Consider the following 16,862-nt stretch of genomic DNA (forward strand, 5'->3'; position numbering starts at 1 on the left):
AAAAGCCAGTTGGAGAAGTGTGATCGCGCGGCACCCAGTGCAGCTCCGAATCGGGTGGAACCACCACACGGTCCTCCCGAGGCGCATGCAGCTGCGGGTGATCATCAGGTCCGACTCGAGTTCGAGTACGACGGCGGCGGGCTGGGGAAGGGTGCCACCGCAGATCTGTACCTCGATGGAGAGCAAGTCGCGACCGTGCGCATCGACGCGACCGTGCCGCTCGCATTCTCCGGCGACGAAACCATGGATGTCGGCTCCGACACCGGCACACCGGTCAGCGACGACTACACCAGCCGCGGGAGCATCTTCACCGGCCGGGTCCACCGCGTGCAGATCGACCTCGGCGACGACGCGCACGCACACGACCACCTCATTCACCCCGAGGATCGCATGCGCGTCATCACGACGAGGCAGTAGCCCGGAATCTAGCCGACCGCCGCCGTGCGAAGTTCCCTGCCGTAAACGATGGTTTAGGCGCGCGCAGGCAGCAGCGAGGTCGTGGCAGGGCGTAATAGTCCGCGCGGACTAGCGTCCTCGCGGATGATCTCGAGCGCTCAGTGCGCTCCAGAGGGGGCCAACGCTCGGCTCTCACGCGAGAACAGTGGAATGGTTGCGAGGTCCACTTCGATGGTGAAAATGGCTGGTCCTTCGAAAACAACGCCGGTTCGGTCTTGCTCCCACCTGCCTTCCGGAACGAAGACGGTTCTTTGAGCCGCTCCCTTCTCGGTGATGGGAGCGACGAAGAGGTCGGGACCGAGGAAGTACTGGTCGTTGAGGTGCTCGGTTCCTGCCTGGTGATACGCCATGGGGCGGATGATGGGCTCGCCAGTTCGGGCCGCGTGCTCTACGAGCAACAGTATCTCGGGAAGGAGCTTGTCCCGAAGTGCAAACGCTTGCTCGACTGCACCGAGATGAGTTGGGTCGAGCACCCGGCTTGGGTTGACTGAGAACTGCGCCATAGGGGAAAGGGCTGCGATCTGCGCGTACCGGACGAAGAACTCCTGGTCGATCGTAGCTTGGCCGGTCATAGCGTCGATTTCTCCGCCCCCGATCATGTCGGGACAGGTGAACGCGTGGCCGATCATTCCTTGTGCCAGCATCTCTGGCACAAGCGATCCAATCCCTTCAGGGCCCCAAACTGGGCGCTTGTCCTGTAGTCGCTGGGCAAGGGGCTGACCGCCCATGCGCCAGCACGCGCGAAACTCATTGAATGGATAGCGCAGACCGATGGCTGCCCATGCTTGAGTCTTTTCCACTGGATCGGATGCCTGCAGGGTGATGTCATCGGGGTAGAAGTCCCGGACGTCGCCGCCGTCGAATTTGAAGCCGTCGATGCCGACCTCTCGGACGAGCGCGTCAAGCTGGTCCGTGAGCCAAGTCACAGCAGCCGGGTTAGACACGTCCAACAGTGCACTGACCCCGTTCCACCAGCGTCGGAGCGCTGTCTGTCCATTGCTGCCGCACACCAACATGCCCTCCCGTTCAAGGTGTCGGAAAGCGGCGGAGTCAGCGCTGATGAACGGCACCAGCCAGAGCATGACGCGGAATCCCCAGTCGTGCAGCTGGTCTACCATCTGTCGGGGTTGCGGAAACCGTCCCTCATCGAACGACCATGTGCCGTATCCCGTCGCCCAGGAGTCGTCGATGATGAGGACTCCTGGCTTCTGGCCGGAGTCGAGGAGGGCGCGAGCATAGGTGAGGACCGACTGCTGGGTGGGGAGATAGGGCTGTTCAATCCATGTGTTGTACTGCGGCGACGAGAACATCTCGCGCGCCGGCGCTGATCCGGATGCGGGGAAGAATCGGTCGGACGCGGCCAGGAACGCATCCCGCAGTGTGCCCCCGGTTTCGAACATTTGAAGCTCGTGGCCCGTGACCTGCAGAAGCCCAGCTTGGAATGAGAATTCGAACGGGTGCTCTGACCACACGAATCGACCTGCGGTGGACAAGAGGAGGGGGGCGCTCTGATTGGACGGCCGCCCCGCGAGGGAGTTGTCGATCGACTCGGGGACGCCGAGGTTGCGTTCGAACGGCGTCTGGCCGAAAGGCATCGCGGCTCCGTCCTCGATCGCGCCTCCCCACCATCGCTCGCCTGGCTCGACTGCCAGTTCAAGCCGTGAGCGAGAAGAAACGACGGTGGAATCGGACAAGACAGTCACATGGATCCTTTGGGTTGCGACGAGATGGGAGACAGCTCCGCGTTGGTGCTGGGGATGCCCAGTTCGCGGCGTCGAACGATCGTCGATACGTATCTCCTTGGCTGCGTTCAGAGTAGGTGACCCTTCCGTGTAAGGCAAGCGCGGTCGAAGAACTCTGGCCGGAAATACTTGTGGATTGTCGATACGTATGCGAGGGTATTCCCAGTTCCGCGGATACGTATCGACGATCGACGCCCGAGGACGCCCCAGCACCAATGATTCGCGCGCCTGTGCCTATCACCGACCCGAGCAGCAGAGCTCAATGAGGAGACAGCAAACATGAACAACTCCATCCGCGCCCTTGCCGCCGTGGTAGCGATTGCTGCAACGGCAGCCCCCCTGGCAGCCTGCGCTGGTCAGGCCGGCGATGGCTCGACGACGCTGACCTACTACTCGTGGAATAACCAGGAGTCCATGAAGCCGATCATCGATGCTTTCGAAGAGGCGAACCCCGGCATCACCATCGACATGAGCTCCGCGAACGGCGGCGCCGCCGAGTACGCGCAGACTCTGTTGGCCCGCGCGTCGGGTAACCAGCTGCCGGACGTTTTTCACCTGTCGCTGGAAACCCGCAACGAACTCATCGAGGGCGGAGTGGTGCGCGACATCACGAACGAACCGTTCATGGAAGGCATTGACGCCACGGCGTCGGAGATGTTCACCGTGGACGATAAGACTTACGGTATGTCCACCGGTGCGTGGCAGGGCGTGATCATCTATAACAAGGCCTTGCTTGAGCAGGTCGGATTCGAGGAAGTGCCCACTGATCTGGATGGCTTCATCGAGCTTGGCCTGACGCTGAAGGGGGCCGGGATCGACCCATACTTGGAAGACGAGTCAAGCGGTTCGCCGTCGTTCGCTCCTATGTTGGGCGGTTGGTACGCCGGCTCGGGAACGACAGATGCGGAGATCTTCGACGGGAGCGAGTCGTTCTCTTCCTGGATCCCTGTCATGGAGCAGTGGCAGAAGCTCGTGGATTCCGGTGTTCTCCCGACCGATGTTGTCGGGGTCAGCGGCGACCAGGTCAAGCAGAACTTCCTCTCCGGACAGGTCGCGATGTATCGCTCGGGTCCTTGGGATTTCGCCGATATCGAAGCGGCAGGAGTGGACTTCGGAACTGCACCATTCCCTGCCATCGACGGGGGTGAGCCGTTTATCGGCGGCGGTCCCGATTCACCGTTCGCGCTGAGCGGCTCCCTCGAGGGCGACAAGCTCGCTGCCGCCCAGAAGTTTCTGAGCTTCATCAACAGCGCTGAGGGCCTCGAGCTGGCCGAGAAGTACACCAACCAGGTCTCCACGTCGGCCAAATATGATGCCAAGGTCGCTCCTCAGATTGAGGACGTGTATAAGAACTACGTCCAGGAGGGTAAGTACTACTGGATCAATTGGCCCGCCAACGGTGCCGTCATGGGTCAGGAGTTGGCCGCACAGTTCCAGCTGTTCATCCAGGGCCAGGCAACGCCGGAAGACGTCACTTCCGCCCTCGACGCTAAGTGGGAATCTCAGTAGTAGAACACCGGCCCTGGGGGTTCTGCTTGAACCCCCAGGGCGCTGTGTGACTTAGCGGACTCCCACCCCCTCGAAGAACGGCACATCATGGCCATCACTCTTGAAGCGCCGCCGGTCGCCGCGCGCCGCGCGATCCGACCATCGCGCGGACGACTCCGCGGCGATGGGTTCGCCTCCTCGATGTTTTTGCTCCCCATCGTCGCGATCTTCATCGCGCTCTTCGCGATACCGACCGGTCAATCCATCTATTACTCCTTCACCGACTCTGCGGGTTTCGTACCGACCCACGACTGGGTGGGTCTCGACAACTATGCCGCTGTGTTCTCAGACCCCACACTGCTGGCCGGGCTGAGTTTCACTTTGCTCTATACGGTGTCCACCACCGTCGCTATCACGGTGCTCGCCATCCCGCTAGCTATCGCGCTCAACAAGCGATTCGCGGGCCGTACGTTCGCGCGCTCACTGTTCTTCTTTGTGGGGGTGCCGGCCCAGGCGATCATCGGACTGATCTGGCAATACATCTTCTCGCCCCTCGACAACGGTGCAATTAACGTCGTGCTCGGCAACTTCGGCCTGGAGGCAGTTCCCTGGCTGGCCGACTCGGACCTGGCACGGTTCTGCGTCATATTTGTGGCGGTATGGGCCCAGGTCGGATGGCACGCAACCCTTTACCTGGCCTACCTGCAGGCGGTCCCAGCGGATCTTTACGAACAGGCGCAGATTGATGGCGCTAGCGGCAGGCAGCAGTTCTGGGCGATCACAATGCCGGAACTGATCCCTGCTCTGGTGGTTTCCACATTCTTGCTTGTCACCAGCGGTCTAAAAATCTATGACCTTCCCTTCACAATGACGAAGGGTGGTCCGGGATACTCGACGAACACCATCACACAGCAAATAATCCTGCAGGGCCTCTCCCAGTTCGACGTGGGAGTCGGTTCCGCACTGGCTGTGCTCTTCACGATCGCCTGCCTGGTGGTTGTACTCGTACAACTGACTGCAGCCAACGCCTTGACACGGAGGTTCTCGTGAGTATTCTCAGTCAGCGTGCACGGGCTCGCACGCAGTTCACAATTCGCTCCGTGGTGATGATCGGCCTTACCGTTCTCATTGCGATCCCGCTCTATTACGTCGTCATCAGCACCTTCAAGACCCAGGCCGACATGTCAGCCTCACCGTTCGGCCTGCCTGCAGAATGGCGGCTGGAGAACTACGCCACGCTTCTGATGAGCGGCTCAATCTGGCAGAGCTTTCTGAACACCCTGATCGTGACCGTGATCAGCGTCTTCCTCCAAGTCGTTGTCGGTTCGATGGCCGCTTACGGGATGATCCTGCGCAATTCTCGGCTGACCGCCGCAATCGGTGCCATCATGCTGATTGCATTCTGCATCCCGATGCAGGCCACGCTAATCCCGCTCTACCAGATGGAAGCCCGGCTAGGGCTGGTCAACTCCCTGACGGGACTGATCATCATCTACCTGGGTGGTGCGATCTTCAGCTACTTCCTGATCGTCGGTTACATGCGGAAGCTGCCGATGGAGTTGCTCGAAGCGGCACGCATCGATGGTGCCGGTCCTTGGCGAATCTATTTGTCCATCGTGCTCCCATTGATACGACCGATCCTGACCACCGTCATCGTGTTCCAGACCCTCGCCACCTGGAACGACTTCGTCTGGCCGAACTTGTTGTTGTCCTCCAGTGACCGCCGCACCGTCGTACTCCAGGTGTACAACGCCATGGGGCAATTCACGACGGATTGGCCACAGTTCATGACCGTCACCGTCGTGGCGCTCATCCCGGTGTTCATCTTCTATGTGGTGTGCCAACGCTGGATCGTCGCGGGCTTGGTCGCCGGTTCCGTCAAGGGCTGACGCCACCGCTCGCAGAGAGAACGAGGGCGCATGACCACCCCCATCAGTAGGCTAACCACTATGACGACCGAGAGACGGCCCCCGCGGTCTCTGCCCACAAGCAAAGACGTAGCGGCACTCGCTGGCGTATCTCAAAGCACCGTGTCGTACGTGATGAGCGGCAAACGCGCGATCACCCCCGAAACGCGACGGCGGGTCGAAGACGCTATCCGGGAACTGACGTATCAACCCAACGCGGGAGCCCGCGCGCTACGTGGCTCCAAGACCAACGTCATTGCTCTGGTGGTCCACCTGGGCGCCGGCGCCGATGTTAGCGAGACGTCTCCCTACATCGACACAATCGTCGAGGAAGCACGCGGCCGTGACTACGACGTCGTCCTTGTCACCACAGACGAAGGTCCGCAAGGGCTCGAACGACTCGCCGCGCGACGCGTCGCCGACGCATTCGTCCTGATGGATGTGCGCACCGCGGACCCCCGTCTCGAATCGGCGGCAGCACTAGGCCTTCCCGTCGTGCTCTTCGGACGTCCCGAGGACCCGCACGGACTGGATGCCGTCGACTTCGACACACGACGCGCAGCGGAACTTCTCGTCGACGAGCTCGCCACGACCGGGCACCGGCGCGTCGTCGTGGTCGGAAACGAACCAGAGATCGACGCGCACGAACTGAGGTTCATCCACGAGTTCCACGAGGGCGCCCGGCATCGCGCGGCTCATCACAACCTTGAGTTCTCCCTCGTTCATCCTCAGCGCGGCGGGTGGGCCGGCATCGAAGAGGCTGCCAGTGACATCTTCGCGAACCACACAAACCGACTCGGGCTCATCGCACGAACCCCCCGGGTTACCGAATGGCTCATCCAACTTGCCCGTCTCACCGCTTTGACCATCGGCCGAGACATCTCCCTACTCAGCCTGTGCACAGATGCCACCGCGCGTCAGTTCGAACCCGCCATCACCAACGTTTCACCGCAACCTCGCGACCTCTCCCGACTGGCCATGCGCGTCCTGTTCAAGCGAATAGAGGGTGACGCGGACCCCACACGCCTGGAACTAGTGCAGCCGGCTCAAGTTAGCCGCCGCCAGAGCACCACGCAATTCTCCTAGCGGATCTCGCCCGTTTGCGTGCTGCTCACACGCAACGTTGTTGACCCTCCAAGGACGAGCTCCGTGACAAAGCAGTAAGCCTCGATCCGACCGGAATCCGTTCAGATTACGACATGCCCATACCCAAAGCGCAGCTCCACCGCACGGACTCGGACACCGGGATCGGTTCGGTCAGGAAAGGAACGATAATGACCCGAGACGAATCCGCCGAAACCTCCCCCGCAATTGCAGGCTTCCACCCCGACCCAACGATCTGTCGCGTCGGGGAGGACTACTACGTGGCCATGTCGTCCTTCGAGTACTCCCCATCCGTCCCGATCTGGCACTCCCGGGATTTGCAGACCTGGACGCTCCTCGCCAACGCACTAGACCGGGACTCCCAGTTCCAATCGGCACGGTCCAGGGCGGGGGGTGGAATCTGGGCGCCCACTCTCCGGCATCACGCAGGACGGTTCTGGCTCATCACCACTGACTCCGACAGTCAGCGAGGCCAGAGACTCTTCATGGCCGACGCCCCCGAAGGGCCATGGTCCGAGGCCGTGGAAATACCGGAACTTGTCGGAATCGATCCGGACATCGCCTGGACGCAGGATGGTCGATGCCTCGTAACCTACTGCGCCTGGAACGACGAGGGGGCCGGAATCCGACAAGCGGAAATCGATCCACATACGGGCAGAGCGCTAACCGAACCACAGTGGATCTGGCGCGGAACGGGGCTTTCACATACTGAAGCTCCGCACCTCGTGCAACGAAACGACTGGTGGTACCTGTTCGTTGCCGAAGGGGGTACCGAACGCGGTCACGTGGTATCGGTTGCGCGGTCACGAGCACCTCATGGGCCGTTCGTGCCCGCGCCGGAAGAGCCTCTGTACACCCATCGCAGCACCGACCACCCCGTGCAAAATGTGGGCCACCTCGACGTGGTTCAAAGTAGCGATGGCTCCTGGGTTGGGGTGCATCTCGGAGTTAGAGCACGCGGGATCACCCCCGGTTTTCATACGAATGGCAGAGAAGTGTTCCTGGTGGACGTCGCTTGGATCGATGATTGGCCGGTCATCCGCCCGTCCTCTATCTCCTTCAAGTCCGAGCGGTGGGATTTCCAGGAAAGCTTCACGTCTGAATCCTTGCACCCCCGCTGGATTTCGCCGGCGGCTCGGCCCGAGACCTTCTGCCAGCCCGGAAGCGACGGTCTACAAGTGTGGGCGTCCGACACCTCCGGGCTTTATGTGCGAGTCCAGCCCCTTCACTGGGAGGCGGCGTTCGAGATGAGCGCATCCGATGCCGTTGCAGTAGTGGAAGTGCGTGTCGACGATCGTCACCGCTTTGGTGCACGCATATCAGGGGGTGGCGTCCAAGCCTTGCTCACCATCGGTGGAGTCGAAGTCGACATTGGGCCGCAGGTTCCGCATGATGGCTGGGTCGCCATCGGCTCGGTGCCTTCCGCAACTGGCGGTCCGGATGATCTTGTCGTTTTGGCCGGATCTGGACGCTCGACGCTCGCAGTAGTGGACGGCCGATATCTTTCGACGGAGGTCGTCGGCGGCTTTTCCGGCCGAGTCGTCGGGATCCGGACCGAAAGTGGGATCGCAATGCTCCGATCGTTCCGATTGCACGAGCTCGACAGCAGTGCTGCGCGACTATGACATGCATCACGGTCGGCAAGATGACGTTTCAAGATGAGGGCGACGATCTCGCTCTTTTTCCGCCGAGGCGCCCTCGCTAATGATGCGGGCACGCGACCCGGTCCTCGTGGTGGCGCGGAGGAAGTCGCGACACGCCGAGCTGCGGGCCCCTGCCGAAATCGTGGGTCCAGGAACGTGAGTCGTAGGAATCGGCGCAGCTTCTGCCTTCAACGAACCTGTCGTATTTCGAGGTTCAGAGTTTCCTTCCCGGGTTGACCGTCGTCGCACACGAGCCAGCCCTACGATCTGACCTACCCGCGCGACCTCAGCTGGCTTTGTCGCCACTCTGAGCGGTGGCGAGCGTCTCGGTAGGCACGACTGTTATGACCTGCGCCCAGGACCGCACACCTTTGTCACGCTCCCGGGGTTACGGTTTGGATCGGACTCAGTCCGATCCAACTTCGGGTAGTCCGATGTAAAGCGGGTAGTCCGATCTAAGGACGCGATTCACAATTCAGTCGACCTCTTGACATCCGCTCCGCCCAGGCATAACGTACAACCAAATGGTTGCACAAAGAGAACTGAGCGAAGCGGAGGTCGACCGTGTGTTCCACGCACTGGCGACGTCGACCCGGCGTGACATCCTGCGCCGGACGATCGAGCGGGAGCAGTCCGTCTCGACCCTCGCCTCCGAATACGACATGTCGTTCGCCGCGGTGCAGAAGCACGTGGCCGTGCTCGAAGCAGCGAACCTCATCGTCAAGCGCGCCGAGGGACGCGAGCGGCTCGTCCGTGCGAACCCCGAGATGATCGCCCGCGCCAGGGCGCTGCTCGCCCGATACGAAGAGCTGTGGCGGTCGCGCATCGCCCGACTCGACGACCTGCTGGCCGGCCCTTCGACGAGCTCGGAGACCGGTCGGTCCGACGACGACACCACCGATGATCCACGAACCGAAGAGAGAGACTGACATGCCTGTCACCGACGTCATCACCGATACCGAGAACCTCACCATGACGGTCGCCGCCGACCTGGCGGCTCCCATCGAGCGCGTCTGGGCCGCCTACAGCGACCCGCGCCAGCTCGAGCGCTTCTGGGGTCCTCCCGGATGGCCCGCCACCTTCACCCGGTGGGACCACACCGTGGGCGGCAAAGCCGACTACACGATGAACGGCCCCCGGGGCGAGAAGGCCTCCGGCACCTGGGAGTTTCTCCGCATCGACGCCCCGCGCAGCTTCGAGGTGCTCGACGCCTTCGCCGATGAGAGCGGCACTCCAGACGCCGACCTGCCGTCGATGCGCATGACGTTCACCTTCGAGTCGACCGCCGAGGGGGCCCGGATGGTCAACACGAGCTACTTCGACTCGCTCGAGGCGCTCGAGCAGATCGTCGCGATGGGCGCGGTCGAGGGCACGAAGCTCGCGATGAGCCAGCTCGACGCCGTGCTGCAGGACCTCCGCGACTACGCACAGGGCAAGGGCACCCAGGTCGAACTGCTCGACGACGTCCACGTGCGCATCACGCGTCTCGTCGAGGGGCCGCGCGAGCTCGTCTGGCGTGCGCACAACGACCCCGAGCTCATAAAGCAGTGGCTGCTCGGACCCGACGGGTGGGAGATGACCGAGTGCGTCGTCGCCACCGAGGTCGGCCAGACGTACCGCAACTCGTGGGCGCCCGTGGGCGACACGGAGGGGCAGGCGTTCGGATTCGAGGGCGAGGCGCTGCTCATCGATGCACCGCGCCGATCGGTGCAGACCGAGCGGATGGTCGGGATGCCGGTCGAGACGCTGAACGACCTCAACCTCTACGAAGAGAACGGGGCGACGCTGATCACCCTCTACATCGAATACCCCGACAAGGAGACGCGCGACATGATCCTCGCCACCGGCATGGCCGACGGCATGGAGACCTCGTACGCACGCCTCGAGCGGGAGCTGCTCGCGGTCTGACGTTCACAATTCAGCATGAGGGGGCGGTTCTTTCGAGAACCGCCCCCTCATCTGACGTCATGCCCGCGTTCATGCTGAATCGTGAACGAGCAGCGTCCACGAGGTCAGAGCGCAGCCTTGCGGGCGGCGCGGCGCGGGGCGCGCGTCGACCAGATCGCGAGCGCGATGAGCACCGGCTGGAAGAACAGCCGCACGAAGCGCTTCATGTCGGTGTCGAGGCCGAACGCATCACGGTGCTCGACCCACTGCGCGATGTTGCCGGGGAAGACCGCGACGAAGAACAGCGCGGTGATCACCCCGACCAGCCCGCGACGCTTGCGCGCGACGAGCAGGGCCGCACCGAGACCGACCTCGACGACACCCGAGGCGAGCACCGTCACGTCCGGATCCAGCGGCACCCAATCCGGCACCTGCGCCTGGAACTCGTCTCTCGCGAACGTCAGGTGCGAGATGCCGGCGAAGAGCAGGAAGGAACCGAGGAAGATCCGACCGACGGTACGCGCGACACTCTTCTTCGACATGGTGCGAGTGTACGCGGGGGCGACGTCAGCGGAGCATCGAGAGAAGCAGGTTTCCTGCGTCGTCTCGCGACAGATTCGCGAACATCGGCAGCGCGAGCACATATCGGCCGAAGAGGAACCCGACGATGGCGGTCGCCATCCGGTGCGCACGGGCGCGGCCGAAGTCGTCGACCAGCGGTTCGAAGACGGAGTTCTGGATGTAGTCGCTGATCGCCTCGGACGACCCGCTGCCGGATGCCAGCTGGCGGGCGGATCCGGCGAGTCGAGCGCCGTGCTCCGGATCCTCCCACACCGCGAGGACGCCGTGAGCGAGGCGGTCGACGTCGATACGCCCGTGGCTGTCGCGAGACAGGGCGATGACGTCGTGCGGAGCGACCCGTAGAGCGATCGCTGCCGCCACCAGTCCGTCGCGAGAGCCGAAATGATAATTGACCAGAGTATGACTGACGCCGGTCTCCGCGGCCAGCTCGCGCGACGAGACCGAGGCCAGATCACCCGCGTCGAAATGTCTCTGTGCGGCGTCCATCAGGCGCTGGCGCGCGGTGGCATGGCCGCGAGGGCGACCGGGTCTTTTATTGACCATGCTCGTATGGTCGCACTCCGCGGCGTGAAGCTCTACCCATGAACACGCGAATCGACACCGACTGCGTCATCGTCGGCGGCGGCCCCGCCGGGCTCATGCTCGGTCTGCTGCTCGCCCGTCAGGGTCGTGATGTCACCGTGGTCGAGAAGCACGCCGACTTCCTGCGCGACTTCCGCGGCGACACCATCCACCCCTCGAGCCAGCAGCTGCTGGGTGAGCTCGGCATGCTCGATCAGTTCCTCGCGAAGCCGCACGCCGACATGCAGCGGGTCATGCTCAGCTGGCACGGCATCGAACTCACCCTTGCCGATTTCTCGCACCTGCCGACGGCTCGCAAGGTGATGTCGTTCATGCCGCAGTGGGACTTCCTCGATCTGCTTGCCGCTGAAGCACGCAGATATCCCGGCTTCCATCTGCTGCGGTCGACCCGCGTCGACGGGATCACTCATGACGGCGGGCGCATCGGCGGCGTCGTCGCGACCGGTGTCGACGGCTCGCTCGACATCCGCGCACGGCTCGTCGTCGACGCGTCGGGGCGCGACTCGGCCGTGCGCGACGCGGCAGGGCTCACGCCGTCGGGCGTCGCCGCGGCCATGGACGTGCTCTGGTTCCGGTTGCCGAAGAACGGCGACGAGGCCTACCCGTTCGTGCAGGCCGGCGCCGGGATGCTCATCACCATCGACCGGGAGCAGTTCTTCCAGATCGCGCACGTCATTCCTGCAGGGACCTGGACGAGGTCGGACGACGACCTCGCGCACATGAAGGAGCGCATCCGTTCGATCTCGCCTCGACTCGGTCGGGTTGCCACGGACCTCGTCGCGGATGACGTGCACCTGCTGCGGGTGCGGCTCGAACGGCTCCGTCGCTGGTATCTCGACGGCTTGCTGTGCATCGGCGACTCCGCACACGCGATGTCGCCCGCGGGTGGCGTGGGGATCAACCTCGCGATTCAGGATGCCGTCGCGGCGGCCCGGATCCTCGGACCCGCGCTCGCCCGAGGCATTCCCGACGTCGCCGATCTGCGCCGCGTCCAGCGCCGCCGCGCCTGGCCGGTCGTCGTGACCCAGGCCGTGCAACGCGCGCTGCAGCGGCCGCTCCTGTCGACGACTCGACCGGGAGCGCCGCTGCCCTTGCCGCTCCGGATGCTGCGTCGGCATCCTGCCCTGACCCGGCTGACCGGCCGCTTCGTCGGCCTCGGCGTGCGATCCGAGCGACTCCGCTGAGGCGTCGGTTCGGTCGCGAGTCGGCCTGCGTGGGCGGGACACGGCGTGCGTTCCGTCGTCAGATCAGACGGCGGAGCGCCTCCTCGAGCGAGATGCCCTGCGCCGTTGCGCGGTCGGAGAGGCGAGCGCGCTCGGCACCCGACAGCGAGATCGTCAACTCGACCGGGTCGATCGCCGGTTCGTCGTCGAGCCCGTCGAACAGATCCGCGGCCTCGGCCCAGAGCGGCTCGGCGGCCGAGACGGCTGCGGCGGGAGATGTGCGGGATGGCGCTGCGGAGCCTGTGCCCTGCGATGCGGTGGCCCACGGGTCGGTGCCGGCGTCGCTCGACGCGACCAGTGCGGCATCCGCCTCGACGGCGTCAGCCCACGCGGTGTCATCATCGGTCGGGTTGCCCGCCGAGTCCGATCGTCCTGCGGCCGCGGCGATGGGGGCGGATGCCGCGACGGCTGCCCCGGCATCCGTCGCCATCGTGAAACCGGGCCCGCGGCGGGGCTCCTGCTTCGCCTGGTAAGCCTTGGCCGCCGCGTTCGCGCGCTCGTCGGCCGCTTCGTTGAGCGGGTGACCTGCGTGGCCCTTGACCCACGAGAACTCGACGTCGCGGCCCCGGATGGCCTCGTCGATGCCCTCGAGCAGGTCGCGGTTGAGCACCGGTCCGCCGTCTGACTTGCGCCAGCCCTTGCGCTTCCACCCCGGCATCCACTTGGTCACCGAGTCGATCACGTAGCGACTGTCGCACTCGATCATCAGTTTCTCCGAGATGCCCGATGTCGCGAGCAGCAGCTCGAGCACGGCTCGCAGCTCGCCCTGGTTGTTCGTGCCGTGCGGCGAACCGCCCGCAGCCCAGTTGTCGTCGTCGATGTACCAGGCCCAGCCGTTGGGGCCGGGGTTGCCCAGGGCGGAGCCGTCTGCGGCGGCGGTGATCGTCATCCCTCAACCGTAGCCGCGACCGGCGACACCGCCCGCTGGCCTGCGCCTTTCGCGTGCTGCCCTGCCGCGGCATAGTGTGGAGTGATGCCTTCCGACTTCACCTGGAATTCCTGGATCGGCAGCGCGGTGGCGATCGGCACCGCGATCGTCGTCGCCGCAGCCGCACTCGCGCTGCTTGCTCTGGTCGCTGCCCTGATCAGCCGGCGAGTGCCGTGGGTGCGTGATCTCGCCCGTCGGGTGCGCAACGCGATGATCGTGACGGCAGCGGTGGTCGCGATCTGGATCGCGGCGTCCGTCACCGAACCCGCAGAGCAGTCGTGGTGGCCGGCGGTGTCGAGGATCTTCTTGATCGCCACGATCCTGACCGGGTCGTGGCTCCTCGCCGCGTCGGTCTCGTTCGGCTTCGAAAGACTCATCGACCGCGAAGAGACCGTGCTCGTGGGGCCGGAGGCGCGTCGTCGTCGCACGCAGCTCCTCGTCATCCATCGCCTCGTGCTGGTCACGATCGGCGTCCTCGCGCTGGGCACCGTACTGTTCACGTTCCCCGAGATGCGTGCGGTCGGCACGAGCCTTCTCGCATCAGCCGGCATCGTCAGCATCATCGCGGGCCTTGCTGCGCAGTCGATCCTCGGCAACCTGATCGCAGGCGTGCAGGTGGCATTCACCGACGCCGTCAAGGTCGGCGACGTCGTGGTCATCCAGGGCGAGTGGGGGCGTATCGGCGAGATCAACCTCTCGTACGTGGTCGTCTACATCTGGGATGAGCGGCGACTCGTCGTGCCGTGCAGTTACTTCACGACCACGCCGATCGAGACCTGGACCAGAAAGTCCGACAAGATCCTCGGAACGGTATATCTCGATCTCGACTGGCGGGTGCCGATGGACGAGCTGCGCGAGGAGTTCCAGCGCATCGTCGAGGCCTCGCCGGCCTGGGACGGCCGCTCGCTCGACGCGGCCGTGACCGAGGCGCAGGGCGGCTTCGTCACCGTGCGTCTCGTGATGTCGGCGAAGGATTCGGGTGATCAGTGGACGCTGCGTTGCGAGGTGCGGGAGAAGATGATCGGCTGGCTGCAGCGAGAGCATCCCGAAGCGCTGCCGCGGACGCGCGTAGACCTGAGCGCCTCGCGCGACGCTGACTGATCGACGCGCGGTCGGCGGGGTCAGTCCTCTTCGGGCTCGGGCTCGCGGTCCTCGATCGAGAACGACTCGGGCGCGGGCGGCGCGACGGGGAAGGCGACAGAACTGACCGACACTCCTGAGCCCAGCCCCAGGCCGATCGACAGCGGGTCGACGGCCGGCACCTCGTCGAGCACCTCGGACTCCGAGCGTTCGAGCGGCTCAGAGGGCAGAGTCCACTGGTTCTCTTCTTCGTCGGTGCGCTGCTGGAAAAGTCCCATGGGTCCCATTCTCGACCTGCTGCGCGGCGGGTCGGCCGGATTCACACCGGATTGATCGGTTCGGGCGGTCGGTTCAGGCGGTCGTTCAGGCGCAGGCGGATGCCGTCAGCCGACGCGACGGAACGTGAAATAGCCCGCGACGTGGCCGTGGTTGACGACGCCCGTGCCGGTGCTCAGCATGCGTGCCGAGGTCGTCGCGCCGGACTCCACGAACGTGTAGCCGGTGTGCTCGAGACGCCAGCCGATGCGCTCGATCTCGCTGAGGAAGTAGCCGACGTGGTCGTCACTCACGAAGTCGTTCTCTGCAGAACCCCACGACGACGGCTGGCCGGTGAGTCGGCTGACCTCGGCCTGCAGGTGCAGCACTGCATCGCCTCGGTCATAGGCCTCGCGTGACAGTTGCAGCAGGCGGTTGGCCTCTTCTTGCGTCGGCATGGTGTTCCCCTCGTGTCGTCATTCCATCATCCACAGCGACGATGGTTCGTCGTGGTGGGCTCGCCCGACAGCGGTTCGTCAGGCGGATGACTCACGAACCGCGTCGACGAGTTCTCGCCAGGGGCCGTCCAGTGCGGAGTCGGGAAGCTCTCGCTCGCGCTCTTCGGACGGCGTGCGCACTCTGATCAGCCAGACGAAGCGGTCTGCGCCCGCATCGGCGTCGCCGTCGGCATCCCACGGGCAGCTGTCGATCATCGCGATCCAGTGGTTCGTCTCGGCCGGGTCGGGTTCGACCCGCCACTGGCGACGGATGCCGGCGATGCCGCCCGTGCGCACCACCGCGATGAAGACCTGCGGGTCAGTCGGTGCGGGGGACTCGCTCATCTTCATAGACTCCCACGGTCGTCCACGCACGTCGAGCGGCTGCGCCCGTGGCATCGTCGATGGCGGATGCCGCAGCGACCGTCGCGTCAGCGAACTCGGTGAAGTTCGCGGTGCTCGACAGACCGCCCGTGAGCGCTCGGTACCAGACGGTGCCTGCGGTCTCCCACGCGTTGCCGCCGAGGTCGATCGCGAACAGGGCGAAGGCGCGGTTGGGGATGCCCGAGTTGATGTGCACGCCGCCGTTGTCTTCGGTCGTGCGGACGAAGTCGCTCATGTGCGCCGGCTGCGGATCCTTGCCCAGCTCGTCGTCGTCGTAGGCGGTGCCAGGCTCGATCATGGAGCGCAGCGCGCTGCCCTGGACGGCATCCGTGAAGATCTCGGCCCCGATGAGCCAGGTCGCTTCGGCCGCGCTCTGCGCGAGAAGGTGCTGCTCGGTGAGCGCGCCGAACACGTCGGCGATCGACTCGTTCAGTGCGCCCGGCTGCCCCTGGTACTCGAGGTTGGCGGTGTACTGCACGACGCCGTGCGCGAGCTCGTGACCGATGACGGTGGTCGACGACGTGAAGCCGACGAACACCTCGCCGTCGCCGTCGCCGAACACCATGCGCTCGCCGTCCCAGAAGGCGTTGTCGTAATCGACGCCGTAGTGCACGGTCGCGTCGAGGGGTGCCCCGGCGTCATTGAGGGAATTGCGGCCGAAAGCGGAGAGCAGCATCTCGAACGTGGCCCCGAGTCCGTCGAACGCCTCGTTGACCGACACGTCGTCGACGGGTCCGTCGTCTTCACCGCGCACGATCGCACCGGGGAGGTTCTGCGTGTTGCCGGCGTCGCTGATCGTGCGGTTCGGTGCGTCTGACAACTCGGCGACCAGGTCGCCGTTCTCGTCGATCGAAAGGTCGAGCCGTGCACGGAACGGCGGTCTGCCGGCCGTGAGCGTCTGCCGCGCGGCGGCGGCGGCACGGGGGTAGCGGCCCGACTCGGCGAGGCGCGCGAGCAGGTAGGACGGGACGACTCCTGGTGCTTCGGTGTGGCTGCTCATGTTCAGACCCTACGCCGGGGGTCCGACGTTCTGGCAAGGGCGGGCGGGGCTTCGCCGTTCACAACTCAGGAAGATCGTGAGGCGTCGGGACCCGGTTCGCGCCG

Annotated in this window: 18 protein-coding genes; 10 read left to right on the top strand and 8 right to left on the bottom strand. The window is 64.6% G+C overall.

Going from position 1 to position 16,862, the window contains the following annotated elements; translation table 11 throughout:
- Positions 1-54: 54 nt before the first annotated feature.
- On the top strand, positions 55-417 hold the full coding sequence (locus tag ACIOU8_RS17810; protein WP_400792440.1) for a hypothetical protein: 363 nt from the start codon (positions 55-57) through the stop codon (positions 415-417).
- Positions 418-554: 137 nt separating this feature from the next.
- Here ACIOU8_RS17810 and ACIOU8_RS17815 read toward each other — a convergent pair whose 3' ends face one another.
- On the bottom strand, positions 555-2,159 hold the full coding sequence (locus ACIOU8_RS17815; protein WP_400792443.1) for a glycoside hydrolase family 31 protein: 1,605 nt from the start codon (positions 2,157-2,159) through the stop codon (positions 555-557).
- 318 nt (positions 2,160-2,477) lie between these two features.
- Between ACIOU8_RS17815 and ACIOU8_RS17820 the strand changes: the two genes are divergently transcribed.
- From ACIOU8_RS17820 to ACIOU8_RS17850, 7 genes are all read left to right on the top strand, one after another.
- On the top strand, positions 2,478-3,707 hold the full coding sequence (locus ACIOU8_RS17820; RefSeq protein WP_400792446.1) for an ABC transporter substrate-binding protein: 1,230 nt from the start codon (positions 2,478-2,480) through the stop codon (positions 3,705-3,707).
- An 87-nt stretch (positions 3,708-3,794) separates the two neighbouring features.
- Positions 3,795-4,736 (top strand): carbohydrate ABC transporter permease, encoded by a 942-nt coding sequence (locus ACIOU8_RS17825; RefSeq protein ID WP_400792449.1) that lies wholly within the window; start codon positions 3,795-3,797, stop codon positions 4,734-4,736.
- Positions 4,737-4,792: 56 nt separating this feature from the next.
- On the top strand, positions 4,793-5,575 hold the full coding sequence (locus ACIOU8_RS17830) for a carbohydrate ABC transporter permease (protein WP_400792598.1): 783 nt from the start codon (positions 4,793-4,795) through the stop codon (positions 5,573-5,575).
- 60 nt (positions 5,576-5,635) lie between these two features.
- Positions 5,636-6,679: a LacI family DNA-binding transcriptional regulator gene (locus ACIOU8_RS17835; protein WP_400792452.1), complete on the top strand. Its 1,044-nt coding sequence runs from the start codon at positions 5,636-5,638 to the stop codon at positions 6,677-6,679.
- 188 nt (positions 6,680-6,867) lie between these two features.
- Positions 6,868-8,322, top strand: coding sequence for a glycoside hydrolase family 43 protein (locus ACIOU8_RS17840; RefSeq protein ID WP_400792455.1), 1,455 nt, complete (start codon positions 6,868-6,870; stop codon positions 8,320-8,322).
- A gap of 542 nt (positions 8,323-8,864) precedes the next feature.
- On the top strand, positions 8,865-9,269 hold the full coding sequence (locus ACIOU8_RS17845) for an ArsR/SmtB family transcription factor (RefSeq protein WP_400792458.1): 405 nt from the start codon (positions 8,865-8,867) through the stop codon (positions 9,267-9,269).
- Between the two features lies 1 nt (position 9,270).
- Complete coding sequence (locus tag ACIOU8_RS17850) at positions 9,271-10,248, top strand: SRPBCC domain-containing protein (RefSeq protein ID WP_400792461.1); 978 nt, start codon at positions 9,271-9,273, stop codon at positions 10,246-10,248.
- A 104-nt stretch (positions 10,249-10,352) separates the two neighbouring features.
- Here the strand turns inward: ACIOU8_RS17850 and ACIOU8_RS17855 are convergent, their stop codons facing one another.
- Both ACIOU8_RS17855 and ACIOU8_RS17860 read right to left on the bottom strand, forming a co-directional pair.
- Entirely contained in the window at positions 10,353-10,769 is a 417-nt protein-coding gene (locus ACIOU8_RS17855) for a DoxX family membrane protein (protein WP_400792464.1), read from the bottom strand.
- Positions 10,770-10,794: 25 nt separating this feature from the next.
- A complete protein-coding gene (locus tag ACIOU8_RS17860; RefSeq protein ID WP_400792467.1) occupies positions 10,795-11,352 on the bottom strand; it encodes a TetR family transcriptional regulator in 558 nt (185 codons plus the stop codon).
- A gap of 38 nt (positions 11,353-11,390) precedes the next feature.
- Here ACIOU8_RS17860 and ACIOU8_RS17865 point away from each other — a divergent pair, with 38 nt between their 5' ends.
- Positions 11,391-12,575: an FAD-dependent oxidoreductase gene (locus ACIOU8_RS17865; protein WP_400792470.1), complete on the top strand. Its 1,185-nt coding sequence runs from the start codon at positions 11,391-11,393 to the stop codon at positions 12,573-12,575.
- 58 nt (positions 12,576-12,633) lie between these two features.
- Here the strand turns inward: ACIOU8_RS17865 and ACIOU8_RS17870 are convergent, their stop codons facing one another.
- Complete coding sequence (locus ACIOU8_RS17870; protein WP_400792473.1) at positions 12,634-13,503, bottom strand: ribonuclease H; 870 nt, start codon at positions 13,501-13,503, stop codon at positions 12,634-12,636.
- 84 nt (positions 13,504-13,587) lie between these two features.
- On the opposite strand from ACIOU8_RS17870, the gene ACIOU8_RS17875 reads away from it, so the two are divergent.
- A complete protein-coding gene (locus tag ACIOU8_RS17875) occupies positions 13,588-14,643 on the top strand; it encodes a mechanosensitive ion channel family protein (protein ID WP_400792476.1) in 1,056 nt (351 codons plus the stop codon).
- 20 nt (positions 14,644-14,663) lie between these two features.
- Here the strand turns inward: ACIOU8_RS17875 and ACIOU8_RS17880 are convergent, their stop codons facing one another.
- The 4 genes from ACIOU8_RS17880 to ACIOU8_RS17895 form a co-directional block, all read right to left on the bottom strand.
- Positions 14,664-14,900: a hypothetical protein gene (locus tag ACIOU8_RS17880; RefSeq protein ID WP_400792479.1), complete on the bottom strand. Its 237-nt coding sequence runs from the start codon at positions 14,898-14,900 to the stop codon at positions 14,664-14,666.
- Between the two features lie 105 nt (positions 14,901-15,005).
- Entirely contained in the window at positions 15,006-15,335 is a 330-nt protein-coding gene (locus tag ACIOU8_RS17885; RefSeq protein WP_400792482.1) for a hypothetical protein, read from the bottom strand.
- A 78-nt stretch (positions 15,336-15,413) separates the two neighbouring features.
- Positions 15,414-15,719, bottom strand: coding sequence for a protealysin inhibitor emfourin (locus ACIOU8_RS17890; RefSeq protein WP_400792485.1), 306 nt, complete (start codon positions 15,717-15,719; stop codon positions 15,414-15,416).
- Positions 15,694-16,758: a M4 family metallopeptidase gene (locus ACIOU8_RS17895; protein WP_400792488.1), complete on the bottom strand. Its 1,065-nt coding sequence runs from the start codon at positions 16,756-16,758 to the stop codon at positions 15,694-15,696. The genes ACIOU8_RS17890 and ACIOU8_RS17895 overlap by 26 nt, the downstream gene beginning before the upstream one ends.
- Positions 16,759-16,862: the final 104 nt, after the last annotated feature.

Origin of the sequence: Microbacterium sp. NPDC087589, from assembly GCF_044743635.1 — a bacterium.
GTDB lineage: Bacteria > Actinomycetota > Actinomycetes > Actinomycetales > Microbacteriaceae > Microbacterium.